We start from the raw sequence: 20,302 nt of genomic DNA on the forward strand, positions 1-20,302 counted from the left end.
GAAGCTAAAGAAGCTAAAGAAGCTAAAGAAGCTAAAGAAGCTAAAGAAGCTAAAGAAGCTAAAGCACAGTCTTTTGCTCAAAAAGTAACGCCTGAACCAACAGCCTATCAATGTTTTGCTGAGCAATGTCCAAGGGTGGATTTAAAAGAGATTCAAATTGATCTCAACGGAAAAGTACCAAAATTTATAACCCCTGTTGCTGTCGGTGAAATTCAAGCAAATCAATGGACTCGTTTAGGTACGGAGTTCAATGTAAATTGGACAGATCAGAATCAAAATAAAACTTCAGAAAAGCTGATATTAAATGTCTTGGACATGCAGCATATGACTTTAAAAGATGAGTTAGGTCGTATCAACCGCTATAAGATGGTAGAGGCGAAAAAGCCTGATACTGTTAAAAATTCAGATGTATTAGAAACACAATAAAAAAGCGGCTCAGCCGCTTTTTTTAATAAATTTTTTCAAAACCTTCCGGACGTGTTTTAAATCTACGGTGGAACCACATATATTGGGTTGGTGCTAAACGAAGTTGATTTTCAATAATCAAATTTGTTCGTGTCGCGTCTACAATTTCATCTTCACTTGGCATATTGTCTAACGCAGGTTCAATCAAAATATGATATTTCGGATTTGTAATATCACCTTTACGGTAGAAGTAAAGTGGAATCGCGGCAGCTTTGGTCATTTTTAATATACGGCGATGTGCAGTTACAGTGGCTGCGGGTACACCAAAAAAGGGTGCCATAACGCCTTGTTTAAGACCAAAATCTTGGTCGGGACTATACCAAATAGGTCGTCCTTCTTTTAAATGACGGATTAATCCACGCATATCATCATGGTCGATTTGATTGGTATAAATCGTGGCACGACAACGGTAGATCAGCATATCTAGCAATGGATTATTTTGCGGACGATACACGACATCTGGATCAAAATACTGGGCACATACATATCCACCTGCATCGAGTAGAGTAGAGTGTGTACCAAGTAGTAAAGCCCCACGCCCTTCTGCTTGTGCTTGTTGAATATGTTCTAAACCTTCAATCGTTACACGATCTTTAAACCATTTGGGACAATACCAAGCATTCAGTGTTTCAAAAACACCGACCATTTGATCAATAAAGACTTGGCGAGCATTTTCATAACGAAGTTCGGGCATCCATTCAGGAAAGCAGACTTCTAAATTTCTTAAAGTTGTTTCACGACGTGAACGCAAGTATTTGAAAGCTAGATTTCCCATCAGATATGCTAAACGATGCTGAATTGCCCAAGGTAATATCGCAAGGAGCATCAGAAATATAATACCAATCCAAATGCCCCAATATTTTGGCATTAAGAAAGACCACTGGAACTCTCCCGGTTGGTAGTTTTTCTGTTTACTCATATTCAAACTTGATGACAATTTAAGGTAATTCACTATATTAGCACGAACTGTTTTTTTTCGGCGAAGGCAACAATCGGATTCTTTAGAAAAACATTCTTAGATTTTTCACATGAAATGCTCATCAATATCAACATTAAGTGCCTAAAAACTTTTAACCAAAATTAGCTTGAGCAAACTTGGTGCAATTTTTGCAGAACATTTACTGAAAATGATATGAATACGAAGATGACCGTGAATGAATCAAGTATTGTTCAATGAGCCAGTCAAAAATGCACAGTATTGGTTTGCTAAATTAGAGTTAGGTTTTACCAAAGATTCAAATCGCACAATTTTGGCGCATCGTAAGCACTTTGGACCTGTTCGCGTGCAAAAGATGCTGTGGCCTGAAAAAACAGGAGTATGTCACGCCATTATTGTTCATCCACCTGCTGGAATTGCTGGTGGAGATCATCTCACCTTTGAAATGAAAACAGATCAGGATTCGCATGCTTTGGTTACCACACCTGGCGCAGGGAAGTGGTACAAAACCAATCTTAAACAAGCATTTCAACATATTCATATTCATGTCCAAGATGAGGCTATTTTCGAGTGGCTTCCTCAAGAGACGATGCTCTTTAATGGTGCGAATGCAAATTCAGAAACAATCGTACATTTGGACGCTGCTGCCAGTTTTATCGGTTGGGATATGTTGGTGATTGGACGGCAAGCACGACATGAAAATTTCTCACAGGGTGCTTACCAAAATAAATTTCAGCTTTATCAAAATCAGAAAATATTGGTTGCAGACTGTTTAAATTTTAAAGGCAATGATCGTTGGTTAAAGTCTTGTTTAGGGATGAACGGTCATGCAGTGATGGCCAGTTTTTGGGCAGTGCCTCCAGAACAATACCGGTCAAATTTCTATCTTGATCAACATATTGATCAAATTCGCGAATTAATCATGCGTATGAATATTAACGTCACATTGACGTTACTCGGTTACGTCGTGACCGCACGTTATCTCGGACATGATGTACGTGAGTGTCATGATGCATTTGCTGCAATTCGTGCAAAGCTTCGTCGTTATTGGTTTGATCTTGATGAAGAGTTCCCAAGAATTTGGCGCACATAAATTTATTCTTGTCATAGCAACCTAGTTAAGTTGTTTTAACACAAACATTTGAGCACACATCTTGCATCAATATTTAAAGATAGTGAGGAAAGCATTATGGAACTAACACCTACAGAAAAAGACAAAATGCTGATTTTTACTGCGGGGCTTGTAGCGGAAAGACGCAAGGCCCGTGGTTTAAAGCTGAATTATCCAGAAGCAGTGGCTTACATTTCTGCCGCATTATTAGAAGGTGCACGTGATGGAATGAGTGTGAGTGACCTCATGCATTTTGGAACAACATTGCTAAAACGGGATGAAGTAATGGAAGGGGTAGCTGAAATGATCGCAGAGGTCCAAGTGGAAGCGACATTTCCTGATGGTTCAAAACTGGTCACTGTACATCAACCGATTGTTTGATGTCTGAGAGGGAAAATTAAATATGATTCCAGGTGAAATCATTACGTCCGATACAGACATTGAAATGAATGTCGGACGGGCAACGCTCAAAATGACGGTAGCAAATGCAGGGGATCGACCGATTCAGGTTGGGTCACATTATCACTTTGCTGAAGCGAATGATGCGTTGCAGTTTGATCGTGAGTTAGCACGAGGATATCGACTGAATATTGCGGCAGGTACAGCGGTGCGTTTTGAGCCAGGACAGAGTCGAGATATTGAACTTGTTGCACTCGCAGGTAAGCGTGAGGTGTATGGCTTTGCGGGTCGTGTTATGGGTAAGTTGGATTAAGGGAAAATAATAATGAAAATGTCACGCCGTGCTTATGCGGAAATGTTTGGTCCAACGGTAGGTGATCGAGTTCGTCTCGCGGATACTGAGCTGTTTATTGAAGTTGAGCAAGACCTCACTACCTATGGTGAGGAAGTGAAGTTTGGCGGTGGTAAAGTGATTCGTGATGGCATGGGACAATCACAACTGTTGGCTGAAGATGTTGCGGATACGGTCATTACCAATGCGCTGATTGTGGATTGGTGGGGTATTGTCAAAGCTGATGTCGGTTTAAAGAGCGGTCGCATTTGGAAAATTGGGAAAGCGGGAAATCCAGATATTCAGCCCGATATCACCATTCCACTTGGTGCAGCGACGGAAGTGATCGCTGGTGAAGGACAGATTCTCACCGCAGGCGGTGTCGATACGCATATTCATTGGATTTGCCCGCAGCAAGTTGAAACCGCACTGATGTCCGGTGTGACCACCATGATTGGTGGTGGTACAGGCCCTGCGGCAGGGACTTCTGCAACAACAGTGACACCGGGGCCTTGGCATATTGGGACAATGCTTCAAGCCATAGATGATTTACCGATGAATATTGGTCTACTCGGTAAGGGAAACCTAAGTCAGCCCGACCCAATTCGTGAGCAAATTCGTGCAGGGGTAGTAGGTTTAAAGCTACATGAAGATTGGGGTTCAACCCCTGCAGCGATTGATACGTGTCTGACCGTTGCCGATGAGTTTGATGTCCAAGTGGCGATTCATACCGATACCTTAAATGAAAGTGGTTTCTTGGAAGAAACCCTCGCTGCATTTAAAAATCGTACCATTCACACCTACCATACCGAAGGCGCAGGCGGTGGACATGCCCCTGATATTTTAAAAGCCATTGGTCAGCCGAATGTGTTGCCATCTTCTACCAATCCAACTCGTCCTTATACCATCAATACCATTGATGAGCATTTGGATATGCTGATGGTTTGTCACCATTTAGACCCTGCGATTTCTGAAGATGTGGCATTTGCGGAAAGTCGTATTCGCCGTGAAACCATTGCTGCAGAAGATATTTTGCAGGACTTGGGGGCGATTGCCATGATGTCATCAGACTCGCAAGCGATGGGGCGTGTCGGTGAAGTGGTGATTCGTACGTGGCAAACCGCGCATAAAATGAAAGTGCAGCGTGGACCTTTAGAGGGTGACAATGCGACACATGATAATAATCGTGTAAAACGTTATATCGCTAAATATACAATTAACCCTGCAATTACGCATGGTTTAAGCCATGAAATTGGTTCGGTGGAAGTAGGTAAACTTGCTGACTTGGTACTGTGGAAGCCTGCATTTTTTGGGGTAAAACCGTCGATGATTATTAAAGGCGGGATGATTGCGGCTGCGCCGATGGGAGACATTAATGCGTCTATTCCAACGCCACAGCCTGTGCATTATCGTCCGATGTTTGGGGCAAATGCCCGTGGTGTGCATAACACCTGTATTACCTTTTTGTCGCAAGTCGCGATTGAAGCAGGCGTGCATGAAAAGCTCGGACTGAAAAAGTTGATCAGTCCATGTAAAGGTACACGCGATATTCAGAAGAAAGATATGAAACTGAATACCTACTGTCCTGTGATGGAGGTTGATCCTGAAATTTATGAAGTGCGAGCAGATGGGAAGTTGCTGACTTGTGAGCCTGCGGAAGTATTGCCCATGGCGCAGAGGTATTTCTTGTTTTGATGATTAAAGGATGTGGTTTCTCCTCCCTTTTTAAAGGGAGGTGGGGAGGGATTTTACCTCTCCTAAAAGGAGAGGGTAATTTCCATAAAATGATTTTGTGAACTTTCTCAGCATTTTTAAGATTGAAGTCAGTATCTCTAGAAAATGAAGTAATATATAATTGTTATAGGAAACATTAATATACTAAAAATATGGTTGATAAAAGTAAAAGTGATGTTGCAAATAATGAATTACAAGATTCTCAATTAATTTGTGGTAAAGATATAAAGCTACTAGTTAAAGCGATTGTAATTCTTATTCTATGTTCAATTATTGGTTGGAAAATACTTACATTTGATACAACTAAGATTGTAGTTGACTTCGCAACCCTAATTTCAGTTGTCTTAGCATTGTTCTCTATCGGTTTAGCAGTAGCGTTTTACCATATGGCTAACTTATCAAATCAAAAGTTTTACTCCGATAGTTTTGCTTTCACTAAAGATATTGCAGAGTCATTAGCTAAGATTGATAGTGGGTTTGGTGAAAAACTAAATAGCATTGATTCAAATTATAGAAGTATGAAGGAAGAGTATAAAAGTTATGCATTAGGTAATGTTAGTAAAGGATTAGAACAACAAGACCGTATAGATGAAAAAGAAGAAAATGTTAAGTCTGCAAGAGATGAGCAAAAGAAATTAATAGATGAACTTATTGAGAAAGCAAATTTAGGTGAACAAGAAAGTAATAAATTTAAAGAGCTTCTTATTAAAAAAGAGAAAGAAATCAATGAGGCCCAACATGAAATAGCGCAATTAAGCTCAAGATTAAATCGGTATAAAAATTCTGTAATGGAGGTACCTAGAAAGTTTGAACTATATTTTAAAGATAAATTTCCTAAGCAAGAGGTTGGTTTGTGGAAGGAATTATCTGTAATGGAGTTACAAACCAGATTTAAAGAATTACTAAAAATGCGTAACTTTCATCCAGATTATATTGAGGATTTAAAGTCTTATAATCTTTTAACTGATCAAGAAATGTTGACTAGACAAGGCGTTAGACTCTTAAGAGCTTGGTTGAGAAATATTGATAATTAACTGTACCAAGAAAACTCATAATTGGTATAAAAATACTTACTTTTGAAGCATGAAATGACAGATATGTTGATACATATTTTGAATATACGTTAATTAAAAAATTAACGATTGGCTAAAACTATACAATTTTAGCTCAAAGTACACAGATGATCAGAAATAAGTTATTTAAAGTCTTACAGGAAGTCTAAATGAGCTCATTTTGGACTAATTTGTTAAGTTCCTTCTTCAAAGAGTTTAAAAAGGCCAAACAGAAAAATTCAAACTCCAACATTGGTGTTGCAGTCGATCAAGATTCATCACATCAAAACTATGGTTTTGCCTCAGATAAAATCACTCGACTCAGCCCCGCAGGGATTGATCTCATTCGTCACTTTGAAGGCTTAAAGCTAGAAGCCTATTATGATCAAGCAGGGGTCTGTACCATTGGTTATGGCACCACGGTTTACCCACATGGACAGCCTGTGCAGATTAGTGATCAATGCACCATTGAACAAGCCAAACGCTATATGCATCATGACCTAGCACGCTTTGAAAAAGCCGTAAGTTCATCCGTCAACGTACCCCTGACACAAAACCAGTTTGATGCATTGGTATCATTGACCTACAACATTGGTACAGGTGCTTTTAAAAATTCAACCTTACTCAAATTACTCAATCAGGGTGATTACGTGGGAGCAAGTCAGCAGTTTGATGTCTGGATTAAAGCAGGCGGTCAGACGGTACAAGGGTTGGTCAATCGTCGGGCGATTGAGAAAGCATATTTTCTAAAATAAATCCTACAGAAAATATGATCTCATCATCTATATCAAACCGAATACCAACACAACTGTATCCGCATAAATAGACATGTTTAAAAATGTGACTTTGAGCAAATAATTGATGCTCTTACTCTCAGAGTTAAAGAAAAATAATGAGTTTAGATGTTTCAAAATATGTCATTTCGATCTTATTTTAGATCAATAAGTAGGGGTTTTCCCTTATTGGCTTTCAGTTTATTACTTATCACAAATTGCCAAAATCACTATTCCACCTAGAAAAATCCGTTAGCTTAAGCAGATTAATCCCTAAAACACCCTAGATTCATCCTTATATTTCCCTGCCTCCTTTCAAGACTAGATTAAGACATGCGCTAGACGATTTAGAACATCGCCAGCAAGGAATTTAGCAACGAGGGGGATGAGGTAAATGGTAAGGAAATATCTAACTTCTGTGGCATTGACCACATGTCTTTTCAGTAGCGCAAGTTTAGCGCTTGCCGCTGAAAATGGCGGAAGTGCTTATCCTGATGGGACGGAGAGTTTTTTTGGTGGCGCAATGCCGCCACCTGGGATGTATCTCGTCAGTTATAACCAATACTACAACGCAGATAAATTTAAAAATGATCATCCAGTATTTGATGATTTTAAAATTGATACTTTTGCCACAGTTGCTCGTGGTGTCTATGTCAGTGACAAAACATTTTTAGGCGCGACATGGGGCATGCATGCATTCCTTGTATATGCCCATGCAGATCTTACATTAGGTGGTCGTCAAGATGATCACATGTCAATGGGTGATCTCATTATCGATCCATTCTTATTGGGTTGGCATAAAGGGGATTGGCATGTGGCGACAGGTGTCGACTTTTATATTCCAATTGGCTCTTACAACAAAAATAGACTCGCAAATATTGGGCGTAATTATTACACCATTCAACCGATTATCTCGACCACATACTTAAATAAACAAGGTATCGAAGTCAGTACCAAGTGGATGTATGACATCAATTTCGAGAATAAAGATACCAAATACGAGTCGGGTAATGCTTTGCATGTCGATTACTTAGTCGCGAAACACATGGGACCTTTGGCGGTTGGTGTTGGTGGTTACGTACATCGTCAGCTTGAAGGTGACTCAGGTGAAGGTGCCGTTTTAGGTGATTTTAAAGCTAAAGCAGCCAGCGTAGGACCACAGGTTCGCTATCAATTCCCTAAAGGATATGCAATCGCAGCGAAATATCAAAAAGAATTTGATGTTGAAAACCGACCAGAAGGGCAGAAGTTCGCAATTGATATCACCATTCCATTTTAAAACATTGTTACCCAAACATTAGAGCAAGCATATAGAGGTAAGGCCATGAAAATTGAGAATCAAGAATATGCAGCAGGCAATGCTGGAGCTGTCGATTATTTAGTGGTGAATGAGTTTTCAGGCGGTATCGTCGGACCGAGCCAACGTATGCTTGGCCCTTTAAAAAATGGTGGAACGTTAAAAACAGGCACACCGCCTGGCTGTTGGGGTCCAATGATTACACCTGCATTCCAAGGTGGTCATGAAGTGACACTCCCTGTCTTTATTGAAGGTGCAGAGGTAGGTGATGCTGTCGCTTTAAAGATTAAGGATATGCATGTCACTTCTACAGCAACCTCATCGGGTGTGATGCAATTTGTTGAAGGGCGTTATAAAGGCGATCCGTTTGTTGCGAAATACTGTGAAGCATGTGGTACAGAGCAACCAGCAAGTTATGTAGAAGGAATTGGTGAAGATGCGATTCACTGTAAAAACTGTGGGGCAGAAGTAAGTGCTTTTCGCTTTTCACATGGTTATGTGATTGTGTTGGATGAAGAAAACAAAGTGAGCTTGACGGTCAATCAAGAGATTGCCAACAAGTTAGCAGGCAATGCCAATGAGCTTTCTGCACTGCCTGAACATGCAGCGCAACATTCAATCTTGTCGCTTGCACGTGCTGATATGCCAGGGGTTGCTGCGCATATGCGTCCATTCCTCGGAAATATTGGTACGACACCTTCACGTGACTTACCAGACTCTCACAACTGCCACGACTTTGGTCAGTATTTGATTGATGCACCGCATAAATTCGGGATGACTGAAGAAGAACTTATCGCAGCCAAAACAGACGGTCACATGGATACCAATTCGATTCGTCCAGGCTGTATTTTGATTTGTCCTGTGAAAGTACCAGGTGCAGGTGTTTACATGGGGGATATGCATGCGCAACAAGGTAATGGTGAAATTGCAGGACATGCCACGGACGTTTCAGGCGAAACAGAATTACAAGTGGAAGTGATTAAAGGCTTAACCATTGATGGTCCAATTTTGCTTCAAGCACCAGATGACTTACCACCAATGGCACGTCCATTTACCAAGGAAGAGCGTGAAAAAGTGAAAGCTTTAGGTGCACGTTGGGGACAAACTGAAATTGAGGAAAGTGGTCCAATCACATTTATGGGAACAGGTAAGAACCTCAATGATGCAACGGACAATGCTTTAAATCGAGCGGCAAAAGTCACAGGTTTAAGTGTGGATGAGGTCATGAACCGTTGCACCATCACAGGCTCAATCGAGATTAGCCGTTTACCAGGAATGGTACGTGCAACCTTCTTATGCCCAATGCCAATTTTAGAAAAACTGGGGATCGCAAACTTAGTTCGCGAACATTACCAACTTTAATTCATCACGTGATCGGCGTTTGATTGGCGTGTTTCAAACGCTGTTCGTAAATAAGCATGAAATTTACTGAACTTAAAACTTAGAAACGAAAACTTGAACAGGAATGTCATATGAACAGTAATGCAAAACTTCGTTGGGGCGATATCTATCCAGAACTTGGTATTGAGCCTATACCAACCGAACCATGTATTTCGCCAGAAATCTATCAGGAAGAAATTGAAAAAGTTTTCTCAAAAGTTTGGCTGAAAGTGGGTCGTGTAGAAGAGATACCAAAGCAAGGTGACTACAAAGTTAAACGCTTAGATTTTGCTAAAACCTCAGTCATTTTAATGCATGGTAAAGATGGTGAAATCCGTGGATTCCACAATATTTGTTCACACCGTGGTAACAAAGTTGTGGTGGAAACAGGCAATGAAACCTTTGGTTCTAATAAAGCAGCAGTCGTAACGTGTCGTTTCCACGGTTGGGTTTACGATGCTAAAGGTGATTTGGTCAGCGTACCTGAAGAAGAAAAATTCACATCTTGCTTTGACAAAGGTCATAACGGTTTAGCACCAATACGCACCGAAGTGTGGGAAGGTTTTATTTTCATCAATTTGGATAATGATGGCACTCAATCGGTAGAAGAATTCTTAGGCGGTATGGGACAGCATTTAGGCGGTTATCCATTCCATGAAATGGAAGAATGCTTTGCCTATAACACAGTTCTGAACTGTAACTGGAAAGTCGCACATGACGCATTTGCTGAAGCGTATCACGTGGCGACCATTCATGCAGGCTCTTTCCCGAATGTATTCGCATCAGGTTTACAAGAAGTGCAATTGTTTGGTGATCATCGTACTTGCGCTGTGTGCTTAACCAAAAACGCCAATCCAAAACCAGCGGCTGCATTGTCAGGTGAGATCACTGGCGCATCATTGGTGAATCACTATGAACGTGTTCAGCTACCTAAATCAGTCAATCCAAATGATCGTGATGACTTCTCGTTTGAATTATCTGTCATTTTCCCAAATATCTTGGTGCATGTGACTGAAGGTGTATGGTTCACCCATCAGTTCTGGCCGGTCGGTCATAACCAAACCCGTTGGGAGGGTCGCTATTACCTGCCTAAAGCGAAAACCTATTCAGAGCGTTGGGCGCAAGAGTTTGCACAAGTATTACAACGTAATGCGTGGTTAGAAGATACCGCCACCATGGAAGATACCCAAGAAGCACTTGAGTCTCGAGCGAAAAAAGTGATGCATCTACAAGACGAAGAAATCTTGATTCGTCACGGTTACCACGTTCTTGAACAATACCTAAATCGCGCATAAGGAGAATGCACATGTCAAACATCATTTCACAATTGCCTGCTGACTTTGCAAGCTTAGAACCTTTTGTCGCGAAATGGGCTTTAGGAACGGGTAAGCAACGCCATGAAGCGCGTTTGAACTCAACCAAAGAAGAATTGCAAGCATTTTACGATGCTATTTTGCCCGAAATGCGCAAGCTACTTGCCGCACTCGATCAATATGTCCTAGGGACCTTACCTGAAGAGCTTCATAAGTTGTATTGGTTAAGTCTCAGCTTTGCTGAAGTTGCACCACACATCGAGCTTTATAAGGGTTCAGTTGGCGTACCGTATGCATTTGCGGAGAACCGTTTCGTTTATGAAACTGGTGATGTAGTTAACGTTTAAAAGGATCTCGAAGATGAGCCAGCACAATCTAGAACAGCGTTTGCACTATCTGGAGACCTGCGAGGCGATTCGTAGCCTGATCGGTCGTTATGCAACAGCGGCTGATCAGCGCAACAATTCAGCCATTTTACAGCATGTATTTCATGAGGATGCCATATGGTGTGCAAATGGTTTTGGAGAATATCAAGGACGCCAAAATATCTTGAATGCATTGTCAGAGATTGCAGAAGCACAAGTGCTTTGGAGCTTACATATCATGGCGATGCCAGATATTGAAGTCATTGATCAAAATCATGCAAACGCGTCATGGATGCTTTGGGAAGTCTGTAATCTGGCAGATTCATCAACACAACAAAACCAACCAACAACCTGTTGTTTAGGTGGTTTTTATAAAACGGAAGTACGTCGGAATCAATGGGGTGAATGGAAATTTGAACGCGTCGAACTGAATCTGACCTTCAATCAACCTTATCCGAACACAGCAATATAGGCACTGAATCAATACGGCCTAAGGGGAATTCAAGATGAGAAAAATCGCAATTATCGGTGGTGGACAAGCAGGTTTATTACTGGCGTTCTCGCTACTCGAAAACAAATATGATGTCACTTTATATGTAGATCGCCCTGCGGATGAGTTGTTACATGGTCGTATGGTCAGTACCACAATGTTTTTTGAAGGAACTTTAGAGTTAGAGCGCAGATTGGGCTTAAATTTTTGGGATGGGAAAGCGCATCGTGGTCAAGCATTGCATGTCGATTTTCGTGCACCAAACGGCGATATCATGTTACCTGTGACAGGTTTTTTACATGATAATGACGGTATTGCCATGGACCAACGAACCAAATATCACCGTTGGTTAGAAGAATATCCACGCCGTGGTGGCAAGCTCATCATTCAAAATGTCAGTCCAGAAGATTTGGAAGTAATCACTGCTGAAAATGATTTGACGATTTTGGCGGCAGGTAAGGGCAATATCACAAGCCTATTCAAACGCAATGAAACACGTTCAGTGCATCAAACACCGCCACGTAAATTGGCTGCTGCACTCGTCGTAGGTGATGATTTGTGTGGTCCAAATAGTTGGCAAGGTCAACCCTCACAGACCTTACATTTCAACTTCGTGGCAGGTGCAGGTGAATACTTCAGTATGCCATTCTACAGCCACACACATGGCCCATGTCGTAGCTTCCTTTTTGAGTGTATGCCGAATGGACCCATGGATATCTTCGATGATGTCACCAATGGCGAAGAAATGGTCCAACGCATGAAAGAAGCAGTTGCCAAAGTTACGCCTGACCAAAGTTTTCGTATGGTCGACAATATGGAATTAAGCGATCCAAATGCATGGTTGAAAGGTGCATTCCGTCCAGAAGTCCGTGACCCTGTTGCAACCTTAGACAACGGCGCGAAAATCTGGGGCATTGGGGATACTGTGATTGTCAATGATCCAATCGCTGGTCAAGGTGCGAACAATGCAACTCGAATGGTAGAACACTATCTTGAGGCAATTTTAGCGCGTGGTGATCACGCGTTTAGCGCAGATTGGATGTCGGAAGTCTTTGAACAATTCTGGGAGAAATCAGGTCGATATACTACAGAATTCACTAACTTGCTATTAAATCCACCAAGCGAGAGCTTATTGCAAGTGTTAGGTGCAGCATCACAAAACCAAGCGATTGCGGATGACTTTATGGGGCATTTCAACAATCCATGTGGTTTCTGGCCAGCGGTAGATGGTGAAGCTGGGGCAAAAGAATACTTGTCACGAAAGGAGTTTCAACATGCAGCTGCCTGAATTACTTTGGCAGGATGTTGATCTAGCGGAAGCGAAATCGCTCCGTCAGGCTTTTGGCGGCTTTGCCACTGGCGTCGCAATCGTCACTTGCCTAGATCAAGATCAACAACCTGTAGGGTTGACGATTAATTCCTTTAGTTCAGTGTCTTTAGATCCTGCATTGGTGTTATGGAGCTTAGTCAATCACTCTCCGAGTCGATCTATTTTTGAAAGTGCTGAATACTTCGCCATTAATATTTTAGGTGCACATCAGCAGGAAGTAGGTTTGAACTTTGCTAAGCCGATTGCGGATAAGTTCCAACATGGCACGTGGACTATTCAAGATTGCAAAGCACCTATTTTAGAAGGTTGTGTGGTGCAGTTTGTTTGCAAACGTGAACAACAAATTGAAGCAGGCGATCATCAAATTTTCTTAGGAAAAATTGAGCAATGTCGTCACAGTAACCAACGTCCACTGTTGTTCTGCAAAGGTCAATTTAATGAATGGCCTGAGTACAAGGAGGTTTCATGACAGACTTAAATGGCAAAGTGGTCCTGGTGACAGGTGGTGCAACGCACATTGGTCAAGCCGTGGTGCAAGAATTAAAAAGCTTAGGTGCACAAGTCATTGTTGCCGACATTAATCAAACGCAAGGTCAGCAAGTGGCAGACGCAACCCAAGCGCAATATGAATTTTTAGATCTCGCTAATGATGACAGTATTCGCACATTAAGTGCCAAATTAACACAGTTAGATATTTTGGTGAATTTGGCGTGTTTGTATGAAGATCATGGATCTGCCTCAACACGTCAAGATTGGCAAAATACTTTTAATGTGACCGTGTTTGGTCATGCAGCACTGGTCCAGGCATGTCGACCTTTGCTGCAGGCCAGCGTTGATGGTGCAGTGATCAATATTAGCAGTGTCAGTGCACGCATTGCACAAAAAGAACGCTGGGTCTATCCAGCGTCTAAAGCAACTTTAGAGCAACTCACACAAAGCATGGCACTGGATCTAGCGCAAGATGGTATTCGTGTACATGCACTCTCATTAGGTTGGACTTGGTCAGTACCAATGCAAATGATCTCTGGCGGAGACCGTACCAAGACGGACCGCGTGGCAGGACGTTTCCATGTGTTAGGGCGTATTGCGGATGCAGAGGAAGTCGCACAAGCATTAAGTTTGTTGTGTAGCCCGAAATCAAAATTACTGACAGGCAGTGTGATTCATGCCGATGGTGGTTATCACATTCTAGGTCCTGAAGCCACAGATTCACCCATAGAGGAGTTAAGCCAATGAACATTAAAATGACCAATGTTGCTGAGAAATTTTTGTGTTCAACCTCTGATGTGGAACAGGGTGAGGGACTACAAGTCATCATTGACGGTTATCCGCCATTGGCAGTATTTCATTTAGAAGATGGCGAGTTCTATGTCACCGATGATACCTGTACACATGGTGATGCATCATTGGCAGATGGTGAAATTGATGGCTGTGAAGTGGAGTGCCCATTTCATGCAGGTGCATTCGATATCAAAACAGGTGAACCTTGTGGGGCGCCATGTACAATTCCACTGAAAACCTATCAATCCATCGTGCGTGAAGACAAAGTCTATTTGGTGGAGTGATGCCGATGTATAAAATTCAAATCGAAGGTCAGGGCACATTCAACTGCGCAGCGGATGATGTATTGCTCCGTGGTGGCTTACGTGAAGGGCTAGGCATTCCTTACGAATGTAATGCGGGTGGTTGCGGAACGTGTAAAATCGATGTCCTGTCAGGCGAAGTGGAAAATTTATGGGCAGATGCACCTGGATTAAGCGATCGTGATAAACGTAAAGGTCGGTTACTGGCGTGTCAATGTCGTCCTAAATCGGATTGCGTGATTAAGCTTCGTTTAGATGAAAAATGCGTACCCAAAGTGATTCCAAAATTACAAAAAGTGAAGCTTAAACATGTGCAATTGGTGACTCATGATATTTTGGAAGTGCATTTGCAATCCGATGAACCTGCACAATTTATCCCAGGACAATATGCCTTAGTTTGGGTGAATCAAGAGTTACTTCGTGCCTATTCGATGTCCAATCTGCCGAATGACAACGGTTTATGGGTCTTCCAAATCCGCCGTGTTCCTGATGGTAAGATGACCAATGTACTGTTTGATGAACAGTTGCGTGAACAAGCAGAAATACAAATTGATGGTCCATACGGTTTAGCACATTTACAAGAACAACCTCGTCCGATTGTCTGTGTGGCAGGCGGTTCAGGTCTTGCCCCCATGTTAGCGATTGCACGTGGTGTTGCAGTCAATCCACATTTGAAAAATCACAAAGTCTGGTTTTTCCATGGTGGACGTGAACAGCGTGATTTGTTCACTGAAAATCAATTACGTGACTGGACAGAATTAGGGGAACGCCTCAATTATGTACCTGCAACCTCCTCTGAATTCATTGAAGGTATCCGTTCAGGCTTTATTCATGATGTCATTCAAGATGTATTAGGTGAACAATTGATTGAGCATGAAATCTATTGTGCAGGTCCACCACCGATGGTGAAATCAATTGAACAAATGGCTCACCAAGCTGGTATTCCACAACAACAAATTCATTTTGATCGTTTTTTTTAATCGAACATATCATCTTTCTCCCGCTCAGGCGATGGTTAACCCATCGCCGGTACTGAGCGATCACGACACATCAAGACCATATTGACGATCTGTGCGATAGATTCAGTTCCTAACTTCTGACGAATATGAGTGCGGTGAATTTCTACTGTTTTATGGCTGATATTCAACATTTGTGCAATATGTTTACTCGAAAGTCCATCGACCAATAAATTGATAATCTCACTTTCTCTTGGTGATAAAGATTTCAATTTAATCATCTGTTCTTGACGTTTTTCTTCTTCGATAAAATCTTGTTCAGCAAGTTGTAGACAGGCTTGGATTTGATTAAGCATATGTTGTGGATTAAAAGGTTTTTCTAAAAAATCAAATGCTCCAGCTTTCATCGCGTTGACCGACATTGGAATGTCGCCGTGGCCAGTCATGAAAATGATCGGCATACGGGTTTTTTGTTGGTTCAATTGTTGTTGTAATTGCAAGCCACTCATTCCTCGCATACGAATGTCAAGAATCAAACATGCAGGCGTTTGCGGGCGCTGATAATTCAGGAATTCAGTAGCACTATTGAATGTTTTGGTTTCGAGTTGCACGGAATCGAGCAACCATGTGAGTGAATTACAAATGTCTTGATCATCATCTATCACATACACAATGGGCTCGGGAACATGAGAATTGGTTAAATACATTTTGTACGCTCCTGTGCTGCCAGAGAGATATTAAAAATAGCGCCGGACTCACCTTCACAGACCCATAAATAACCATGATGGTTTTCAATGATGCTTCGAGACAGAGTTAAGCCAATACCCATGCTGTTGTTTTTACTTGAATAGAAAGATTCAAAAATTTGTTCTGGATTTTGCCCTTCGAGTCCAGGCCCATTATCTGCAATTGCAATTCGAGCATGTTGGTTATGTTGCCAAGTGCGGATATAAATGTCCCTTTCACCCTCAGGGTTAGTTTGTAGAGCATCGACCGCATTGAAGACGAGATTGATAATGACTTGGCTAAAGAGCGTTTCATCTGCTGATATAAAAATAGGCGAAACACTTAATTCATAATGGATGGTACATCCACCTTGATCTGCTTTAAGCTTAATCAAAGGATGTAACTCTTGAATAAGATGACTCACAGAATGAATCTGGAAATTCGCTTCGCCTTTACGTAAAAAGCTTCTCATGCTGTGAATAATGCCATTGACGCGATGTGTTTGATTTAAAGCAGCATTGAGGGCATCAAGAGTCTCTTGTGTGTTGGCTAAACCGTTTTGAATGCGAATAATACTACCTCCAACGTAATTGTTGAGTGCAGCCAGTGGTTGATTTAATTCGTGGGCGAGCGCTGTAGCCAGTTCGCCCATCGTTTTGCAACGTGACATATGACCAAGTTGCTTTTCACGAGCACGTGCTTTTTCTTCAGCCTCAATACGCTCAGTGATATCACGATAATTCACCAATACTCCCTGAATATCAGGGTGATCTAATAAGTTACGATAGGTTGCCTCGTGGTGTCGCCATTTTCCATTGTGGTGCAAGATTTTGTAATGAATCACACCAACTGCACGTTGTTCTGTTTTCTTAAATAGAAGCTGTCTGACTTTAATACGATCATCAGGATGAATTGCAGTTAAAACATTCTTATTGAGTACAAAGCGATCCCGATAACCAAGAATACCTTGTAATGATGGGCTGGCATAAAGTAGTTTGCCTTGTAAGTCGAGAATAGCAATTCCATCTCCAGAATGCTCAAGCAGCATTTTGAAATATTGATCTTTAGACTGTAGAGCATATTGATACTTTTTGATTTCGCTGATGTTACGTACTAGAGCGAGAAGCTTTGGTTTATTTTCAATCTCAACTTTTTTAAGACATACTTCAACTGGGATATGACGTTGGTCTTGAGACTCTATTAACCATTCAAATGTGATTGCTTCGTCTTTTGTAGTGGCGGCCTGTTGAACTTTTCGGAGTGCATGATGCAAATCAAAACCATGTTGAAAAGCACTGATCTTTTCAACGTTCATTTGTGTCAATTCAGATTTACTATATCCAGTAAGTTCTACAGCGGCTTCATTGGCATCCATAAATTGGACACTGCCAATATCATGTACAAAAATTGCATCGCCCGCTTTATCAAAAATAGTTTGATAATAGTGTAAGCTGGTCATTGTAGGTCCTTACCTGAGATGGCTTCCGGCTATCGGGTATAGGGTGAAATATCGTCACTGATAAATCATTTTTTTTATAAGTAAATACTGCATTAAGGGGCAGCATCTTGCAATTAGACTTAGGGTCTAATTACATACTTTTAACATATAAAAATATTCATGTGAAAAATTTATCAGTGATCTCAATCTTATGCAATTTAGATACCATGTTACTTCAACTGATTTAGGTGACAGTTACACGAGGAATGTTAGCTCAAAAAATATCATCTTTTTATCTAACGAATAAAATCAAACTTTATGCTATCTACATACAATCCTTTTTTGATTAGTCATTACACTGGATGAGGCATAGAATAAAACCCGTCAGTCCTACTCATTAAAGTGATATTTTTATGGCGTTCAGTTGGATTCTCTTTACCCTCATGGCTGCTTTTATGCAGGCATGGCGCAATGCTTTTCAAAAACAACTGAGTACCACTGTCGATGTATGGGGCGTGACCCTTGCACGCTTTATCTTCGCCTTGCCTTTTGCATTGATTTATTTGAGTAGCCTTTATCACTTTTCACCGGTAACAGCGACTGTTCAATTTACGACAAAATATTGGGTTTATATTTTTATCGCAGGCATTAGCCAAATTTTAGCGACTGCGTTAATGGTGCAGTTGTTTAAGCAAAAAAACTATGCCATTGGCGTGGGACTGGCTAAAAGTGAAGCGATCTTAGCTGCAATCATTGGCGTTGCTTTTCTCTCTGATCATTTGTCATGGTTGGCATGGTTTGGGGTGTTACTGGGTGGTTTTGCTGTGTTTCTGTTGAGTCGGGGACATGGTTTTACTGGATTTTCACCCAAAACACTGATGATTGGCATCGGAAGTGGTTTGTGTTTTGCTATCACTTCACTATTGGTCAGAGAGGCCAGTCTTGAACTAACAATGTTGCCAACAATTCATCGCGCTGCATGGGTATTACTGTCGGTGATTGGCTTACAATGTTTGAGTATGCTTTTGTATCTCAGTTTATTCAGTCATCAAACGTTGCTGGCGATGTGGCAACGTCTAGGACTGACCTTTAAAGTCAGTGTATGTAGTTTTATGGCATCTCTCGGATGGTTTACTGCCATGAGTATGATGAGTGTCCCAGTGGTGAAAACACTTGGTCAAATTGAAATCTTATTTAGTTTGTTGATCTCCGCTTATTTCTTTAAAGAAAAGCTAGCGAAAGCCGAACATTGGGGATTAGCCTTAGTTGTGATAGCGGCAATCTTGGTGATCTGGGCTTAAACATTTTTATAGATCATTGAATATTCTTTAATAAGAAGAAGGGGATGCACCAATAGATTTCATGTTGGCATGAATAATGCTTAATTTTGATGCGTAAATGGATTGATGTTGAACAAGACATTTCGCGAGTTGAAATTAAAGCAAAGTATTCAAGCGACAATAGGAAAGGCATGAAAATCTATACTCAAAGAATAGAAGCAGTGACAGAAGATCAAGCTTTCGAAACTGTGCAACTCAACTTTGATACACGACAAAAGAGCCGTTTTCGTGCAACTTTAGTTTCAGGGTGCGATATTGGTGCAGATTTACCGCGCACAGGTATTCTTCGCGGCGGATCATTTATTGCAACTGAATCAGGTGACTTACTGCGGGTGGACGCATTGCCCGAACGCCTGATGTGTGTTCAAGCTTCTTCTGAATTTGAGCTTTTGAAAGCAGCCTATCATTTAGGGAATCGTCATGTCCCTCTTATGCTCACGCCTAGTGCACTATATTTTGAACCTGATCATGTCTTAGCCGAAATGGTCGAAGGATTGGGTTTAATGGTCACGGAAGTGGATCATCCATTTGAGCCAGAAAGTGGTGCTTATGCTCAGCATGCACATGATCATCGTCTAAGCCCAATCAAAGCGATTCATGCTCATGCGCATCACTAATGCAGCTCACTTACTCAAACTGTTAACTTTGTCCTCTACAGCTTTGCCTGTAGGCGCTTATTGCTATTCGCAAGGTGTTGAAAGTGCGATCGATCAAGGTTTGATCCATGATGAGCAATCCAGTATTGCGTACTTCGAAGAAGTTCTGGAAATGCTTTTGGTTCGTTTTGAGCTACCTGTATTGAAGCGTTTGATGCAGGCCCATGATAATGAACAGCAGTTTAATCATTGGGCACAGTTGTATCGAGCCAGTCGTGAAAGTCGTGAGTTATTGGCTGAATCGCAGCAGTTGGCATTTTCCTTGAACGCATGGATTAAAGATGTATTGAAAATGCCCGTTACGGTCAAAAAACAACTTGGATTTGTACCCGTATATGCTCAGTTATGTGGGCGATTGGATCTGAATATCGAAGATGTTTTAACGGCGTATACGTTTACTGTTTTAGAAAACCAAGTACTTGGCGCAGTCAAAACTGTGCCGCTCGGTCAGATGAGTGGTCAACGAATTTTGTGGCATTTACATGGCTTAGTCCCAGACGCCATAACGCATGCAATGTGTATAGAAGACCATCAACTCAGCAGTGCCTTACCTCAATATGCCATGCTCAGCATGTCGCATGAAACACAATATTCACGCTTATTTAGATCTTAAGAAAAACATAAGG

Annotated in this window: 23 protein-coding genes; 20 read left to right on the top strand and 3 right to left on the bottom strand. The window is 41.4% G+C overall.

What is annotated here, in order from left to right; genetic code table 11:
• Positions 1 to 426 (top strand): hypothetical protein (locus tag AC1M9N_RS11940; RefSeq protein WP_481954811.1); only part of this gene is annotated, 426 nt, incomplete at its 5' end.
• 22 nt (positions 427 to 448) lie between these two features.
• Here the strand turns inward: AC1M9N_RS11940 and AC1M9N_RS11945 are convergent.
• The gene (locus AC1M9N_RS11945) at positions 449 to 1,384 is read right to left on the bottom strand and encodes an LpxL/LpxP family acyltransferase (RefSeq protein ID WP_481954812.1); all 936 of its coding nucleotides are present in this window, start codon (positions 1,382 to 1,384) and stop codon (positions 449 to 451) included.
• Between the two features lie 235 nt (positions 1,385 to 1,619).
• On the opposite strand from AC1M9N_RS11945, the gene AC1M9N_RS11950 reads away from it, so the two are divergent.
• The 16 genes from AC1M9N_RS11950 to AC1M9N_RS12025 all read left to right on the top strand — a co-directional run bounded on the left by AC1M9N_RS11950 (position 1,620) and on the right by AC1M9N_RS12025 (position 15,540).
• A complete protein-coding gene (locus AC1M9N_RS11950) occupies positions 1,620 to 2,495 on the top strand; it encodes an urease accessory protein UreD (RefSeq protein WP_481954813.1) in 876 nt (291 codons plus the stop codon).
• A 96-nt stretch (positions 2,496 to 2,591) separates the two neighbouring features.
• Positions 2,592 to 2,894 (top strand): urease subunit gamma, encoded by a 303-nt coding sequence (gene ureA / locus AC1M9N_RS11955; protein ID WP_035270654.1) that lies wholly within the window; start codon positions 2,592 to 2,594, stop codon positions 2,892 to 2,894.
• 22 nt (positions 2,895 to 2,916) lie between these two features.
• Positions 2,917 to 3,225 (top strand): urease subunit beta, encoded by a 309-nt coding sequence (locus tag AC1M9N_RS11960; RefSeq protein ID WP_035270651.1) that lies wholly within the window; start codon positions 2,917 to 2,919, stop codon positions 3,223 to 3,225.
• Between the two features lie 12 nt (positions 3,226 to 3,237).
• On the top strand, positions 3,238 to 4,938 hold the full coding sequence (gene ureC, locus AC1M9N_RS11965; protein ID WP_481591582.1) for an urease subunit alpha: 1,701 nt from the start codon (positions 3,238 to 3,240) through the stop codon (positions 4,936 to 4,938).
• A 191-nt stretch (positions 4,939 to 5,129) separates the two neighbouring features.
• Positions 5,130 to 6,011, top strand: a complete 882-nt coding sequence (locus tag AC1M9N_RS11970) for a hypothetical protein (RefSeq protein ID WP_481954814.1) — start codon at positions 5,130 to 5,132, stop codon at positions 6,009 to 6,011.
• 188 nt (positions 6,012 to 6,199) lie between these two features.
• Positions 6,200 to 6,784, top strand: a complete 585-nt coding sequence (locus AC1M9N_RS11975) for a lysozyme (protein WP_481954815.1) — start codon at positions 6,200 to 6,202, stop codon at positions 6,782 to 6,784.
• A 412-nt stretch (positions 6,785 to 7,196) separates the two neighbouring features.
• Entirely contained in the window at positions 7,197 to 8,081 is an 885-nt protein-coding gene (locus tag AC1M9N_RS11980) for a SphA family protein (RefSeq protein ID WP_481954816.1), read from the top strand.
• Between the two features lie 45 nt (positions 8,082 to 8,126).
• Positions 8,127 to 9,461, top strand: coding sequence for an acetamidase/formamidase family protein (locus AC1M9N_RS11985; RefSeq protein WP_481954817.1), 1,335 nt, complete (start codon positions 8,127 to 8,129; stop codon positions 9,459 to 9,461).
• 110 nt (positions 9,462 to 9,571) lie between these two features.
• A complete protein-coding gene (locus AC1M9N_RS11990) occupies positions 9,572 to 10,774 on the top strand; it encodes an aromatic ring-hydroxylating oxygenase subunit alpha (protein WP_481596223.1) in 1,203 nt (400 codons plus the stop codon).
• 11 nt (positions 10,775 to 10,785) lie between these two features.
• Entirely contained in the window at positions 10,786 to 11,139 is a 354-nt protein-coding gene (locus AC1M9N_RS11995; RefSeq protein ID WP_481954818.1) for a hypothetical protein, read from the top strand.
• Positions 11,140 to 11,152: 13 nt separating this feature from the next.
• Entirely contained in the window at positions 11,153 to 11,629 is a 477-nt protein-coding gene (locus tag AC1M9N_RS12000) for a nuclear transport factor 2 family protein (RefSeq protein WP_481954819.1), read from the top strand.
• A gap of 34 nt (positions 11,630 to 11,663) precedes the next feature.
• The gene (locus tag AC1M9N_RS12005; protein ID WP_481954820.1) at positions 11,664 to 12,935 is read left to right on the top strand and encodes a styrene monooxygenase/indole monooxygenase family protein; all 1,272 of its coding nucleotides are present in this window, start codon (positions 11,664 to 11,666) and stop codon (positions 12,933 to 12,935) included.
• Positions 12,922 to 13,446, top strand: a complete 525-nt coding sequence (locus tag AC1M9N_RS12010; RefSeq protein ID WP_481593280.1) for a flavin reductase family protein — start codon at positions 12,922 to 12,924, stop codon at positions 13,444 to 13,446. The genes AC1M9N_RS12005 and AC1M9N_RS12010 overlap by 14 nt, the downstream gene beginning before the upstream one ends.
• Positions 13,443 to 14,213, top strand: coding sequence for an SDR family oxidoreductase (locus tag AC1M9N_RS12015; protein ID WP_481613210.1), 771 nt, complete (start codon positions 13,443 to 13,445; stop codon positions 14,211 to 14,213). Before AC1M9N_RS12010 ends, AC1M9N_RS12015 begins: the two co-directional genes overlap by 4 nt.
• Positions 14,210 to 14,542: a non-heme iron oxygenase ferredoxin subunit gene (locus AC1M9N_RS12020; RefSeq protein ID WP_168379990.1), complete on the top strand. Its 333-nt coding sequence runs from the start codon at positions 14,210 to 14,212 to the stop codon at positions 14,540 to 14,542. The genes AC1M9N_RS12015 and AC1M9N_RS12020 overlap by 4 nt, the downstream gene beginning before the upstream one ends.
• A gap of 5 nt (positions 14,543 to 14,547) precedes the next feature.
• Positions 14,548 to 15,540, top strand: coding sequence for a 2Fe-2S iron-sulfur cluster-binding protein (locus tag AC1M9N_RS12025; RefSeq protein WP_481954821.1), 993 nt, complete (start codon positions 14,548 to 14,550; stop codon positions 15,538 to 15,540).
• A gap of 35 nt (positions 15,541 to 15,575) precedes the next feature.
• Here the strand turns inward: AC1M9N_RS12025 and AC1M9N_RS12030 are convergent, their stop codons facing one another.
• Positions 15,576 to 16,223, bottom strand: coding sequence for a response regulator transcription factor (locus AC1M9N_RS12030; protein ID WP_481587611.1), 648 nt, complete (start codon positions 16,221 to 16,223; stop codon positions 15,576 to 15,578).
• Complete coding sequence (locus tag AC1M9N_RS12035; protein WP_481596227.1) at positions 16,214 to 17,701, bottom strand: PAS domain S-box protein; 1,488 nt, start codon at positions 17,699 to 17,701, stop codon at positions 16,214 to 16,216. Before AC1M9N_RS12035 ends, AC1M9N_RS12030 begins: the two co-directional genes overlap by 10 nt.
• 392 nt (positions 17,702 to 18,093) lie before the next feature.
• Between AC1M9N_RS12035 and AC1M9N_RS12040 the strand changes: the two genes are divergently transcribed.
• From AC1M9N_RS12040 to AC1M9N_RS12050, 3 genes are all read left to right on the top strand, one after another.
• The gene (locus AC1M9N_RS12040) at positions 18,094 to 18,981 is read left to right on the top strand and encodes a DMT family transporter (protein ID WP_092766734.1); all 888 of its coding nucleotides are present in this window, start codon (positions 18,094 to 18,096) and stop codon (positions 18,979 to 18,981) included.
• A gap of 170 nt (positions 18,982 to 19,151) precedes the next feature.
• On the top strand, positions 19,152 to 19,637 hold the full coding sequence (gene ureE / locus AC1M9N_RS12045; protein ID WP_180028353.1) for an urease accessory protein UreE: 486 nt from the start codon (positions 19,152 to 19,154) through the stop codon (positions 19,635 to 19,637).
• Positions 19,624 to 20,289 carry an urease accessory protein UreF gene (locus AC1M9N_RS12050; protein WP_481587607.1) on the top strand — a complete coding sequence of 222 codons (666 nt, stop codon included), beginning with the start codon at positions 19,624 to 19,626 and terminating at the stop codon, positions 20,287 to 20,289. The genes ureE and AC1M9N_RS12050 overlap by 14 nt, the downstream gene beginning before the upstream one ends.
• Positions 20,290 to 20,302: the final 13 nt, after the last annotated feature.

The sequence above is a fragment of the Acinetobacter sp. ANC_7655 genome (assembly GCF_056784015.1).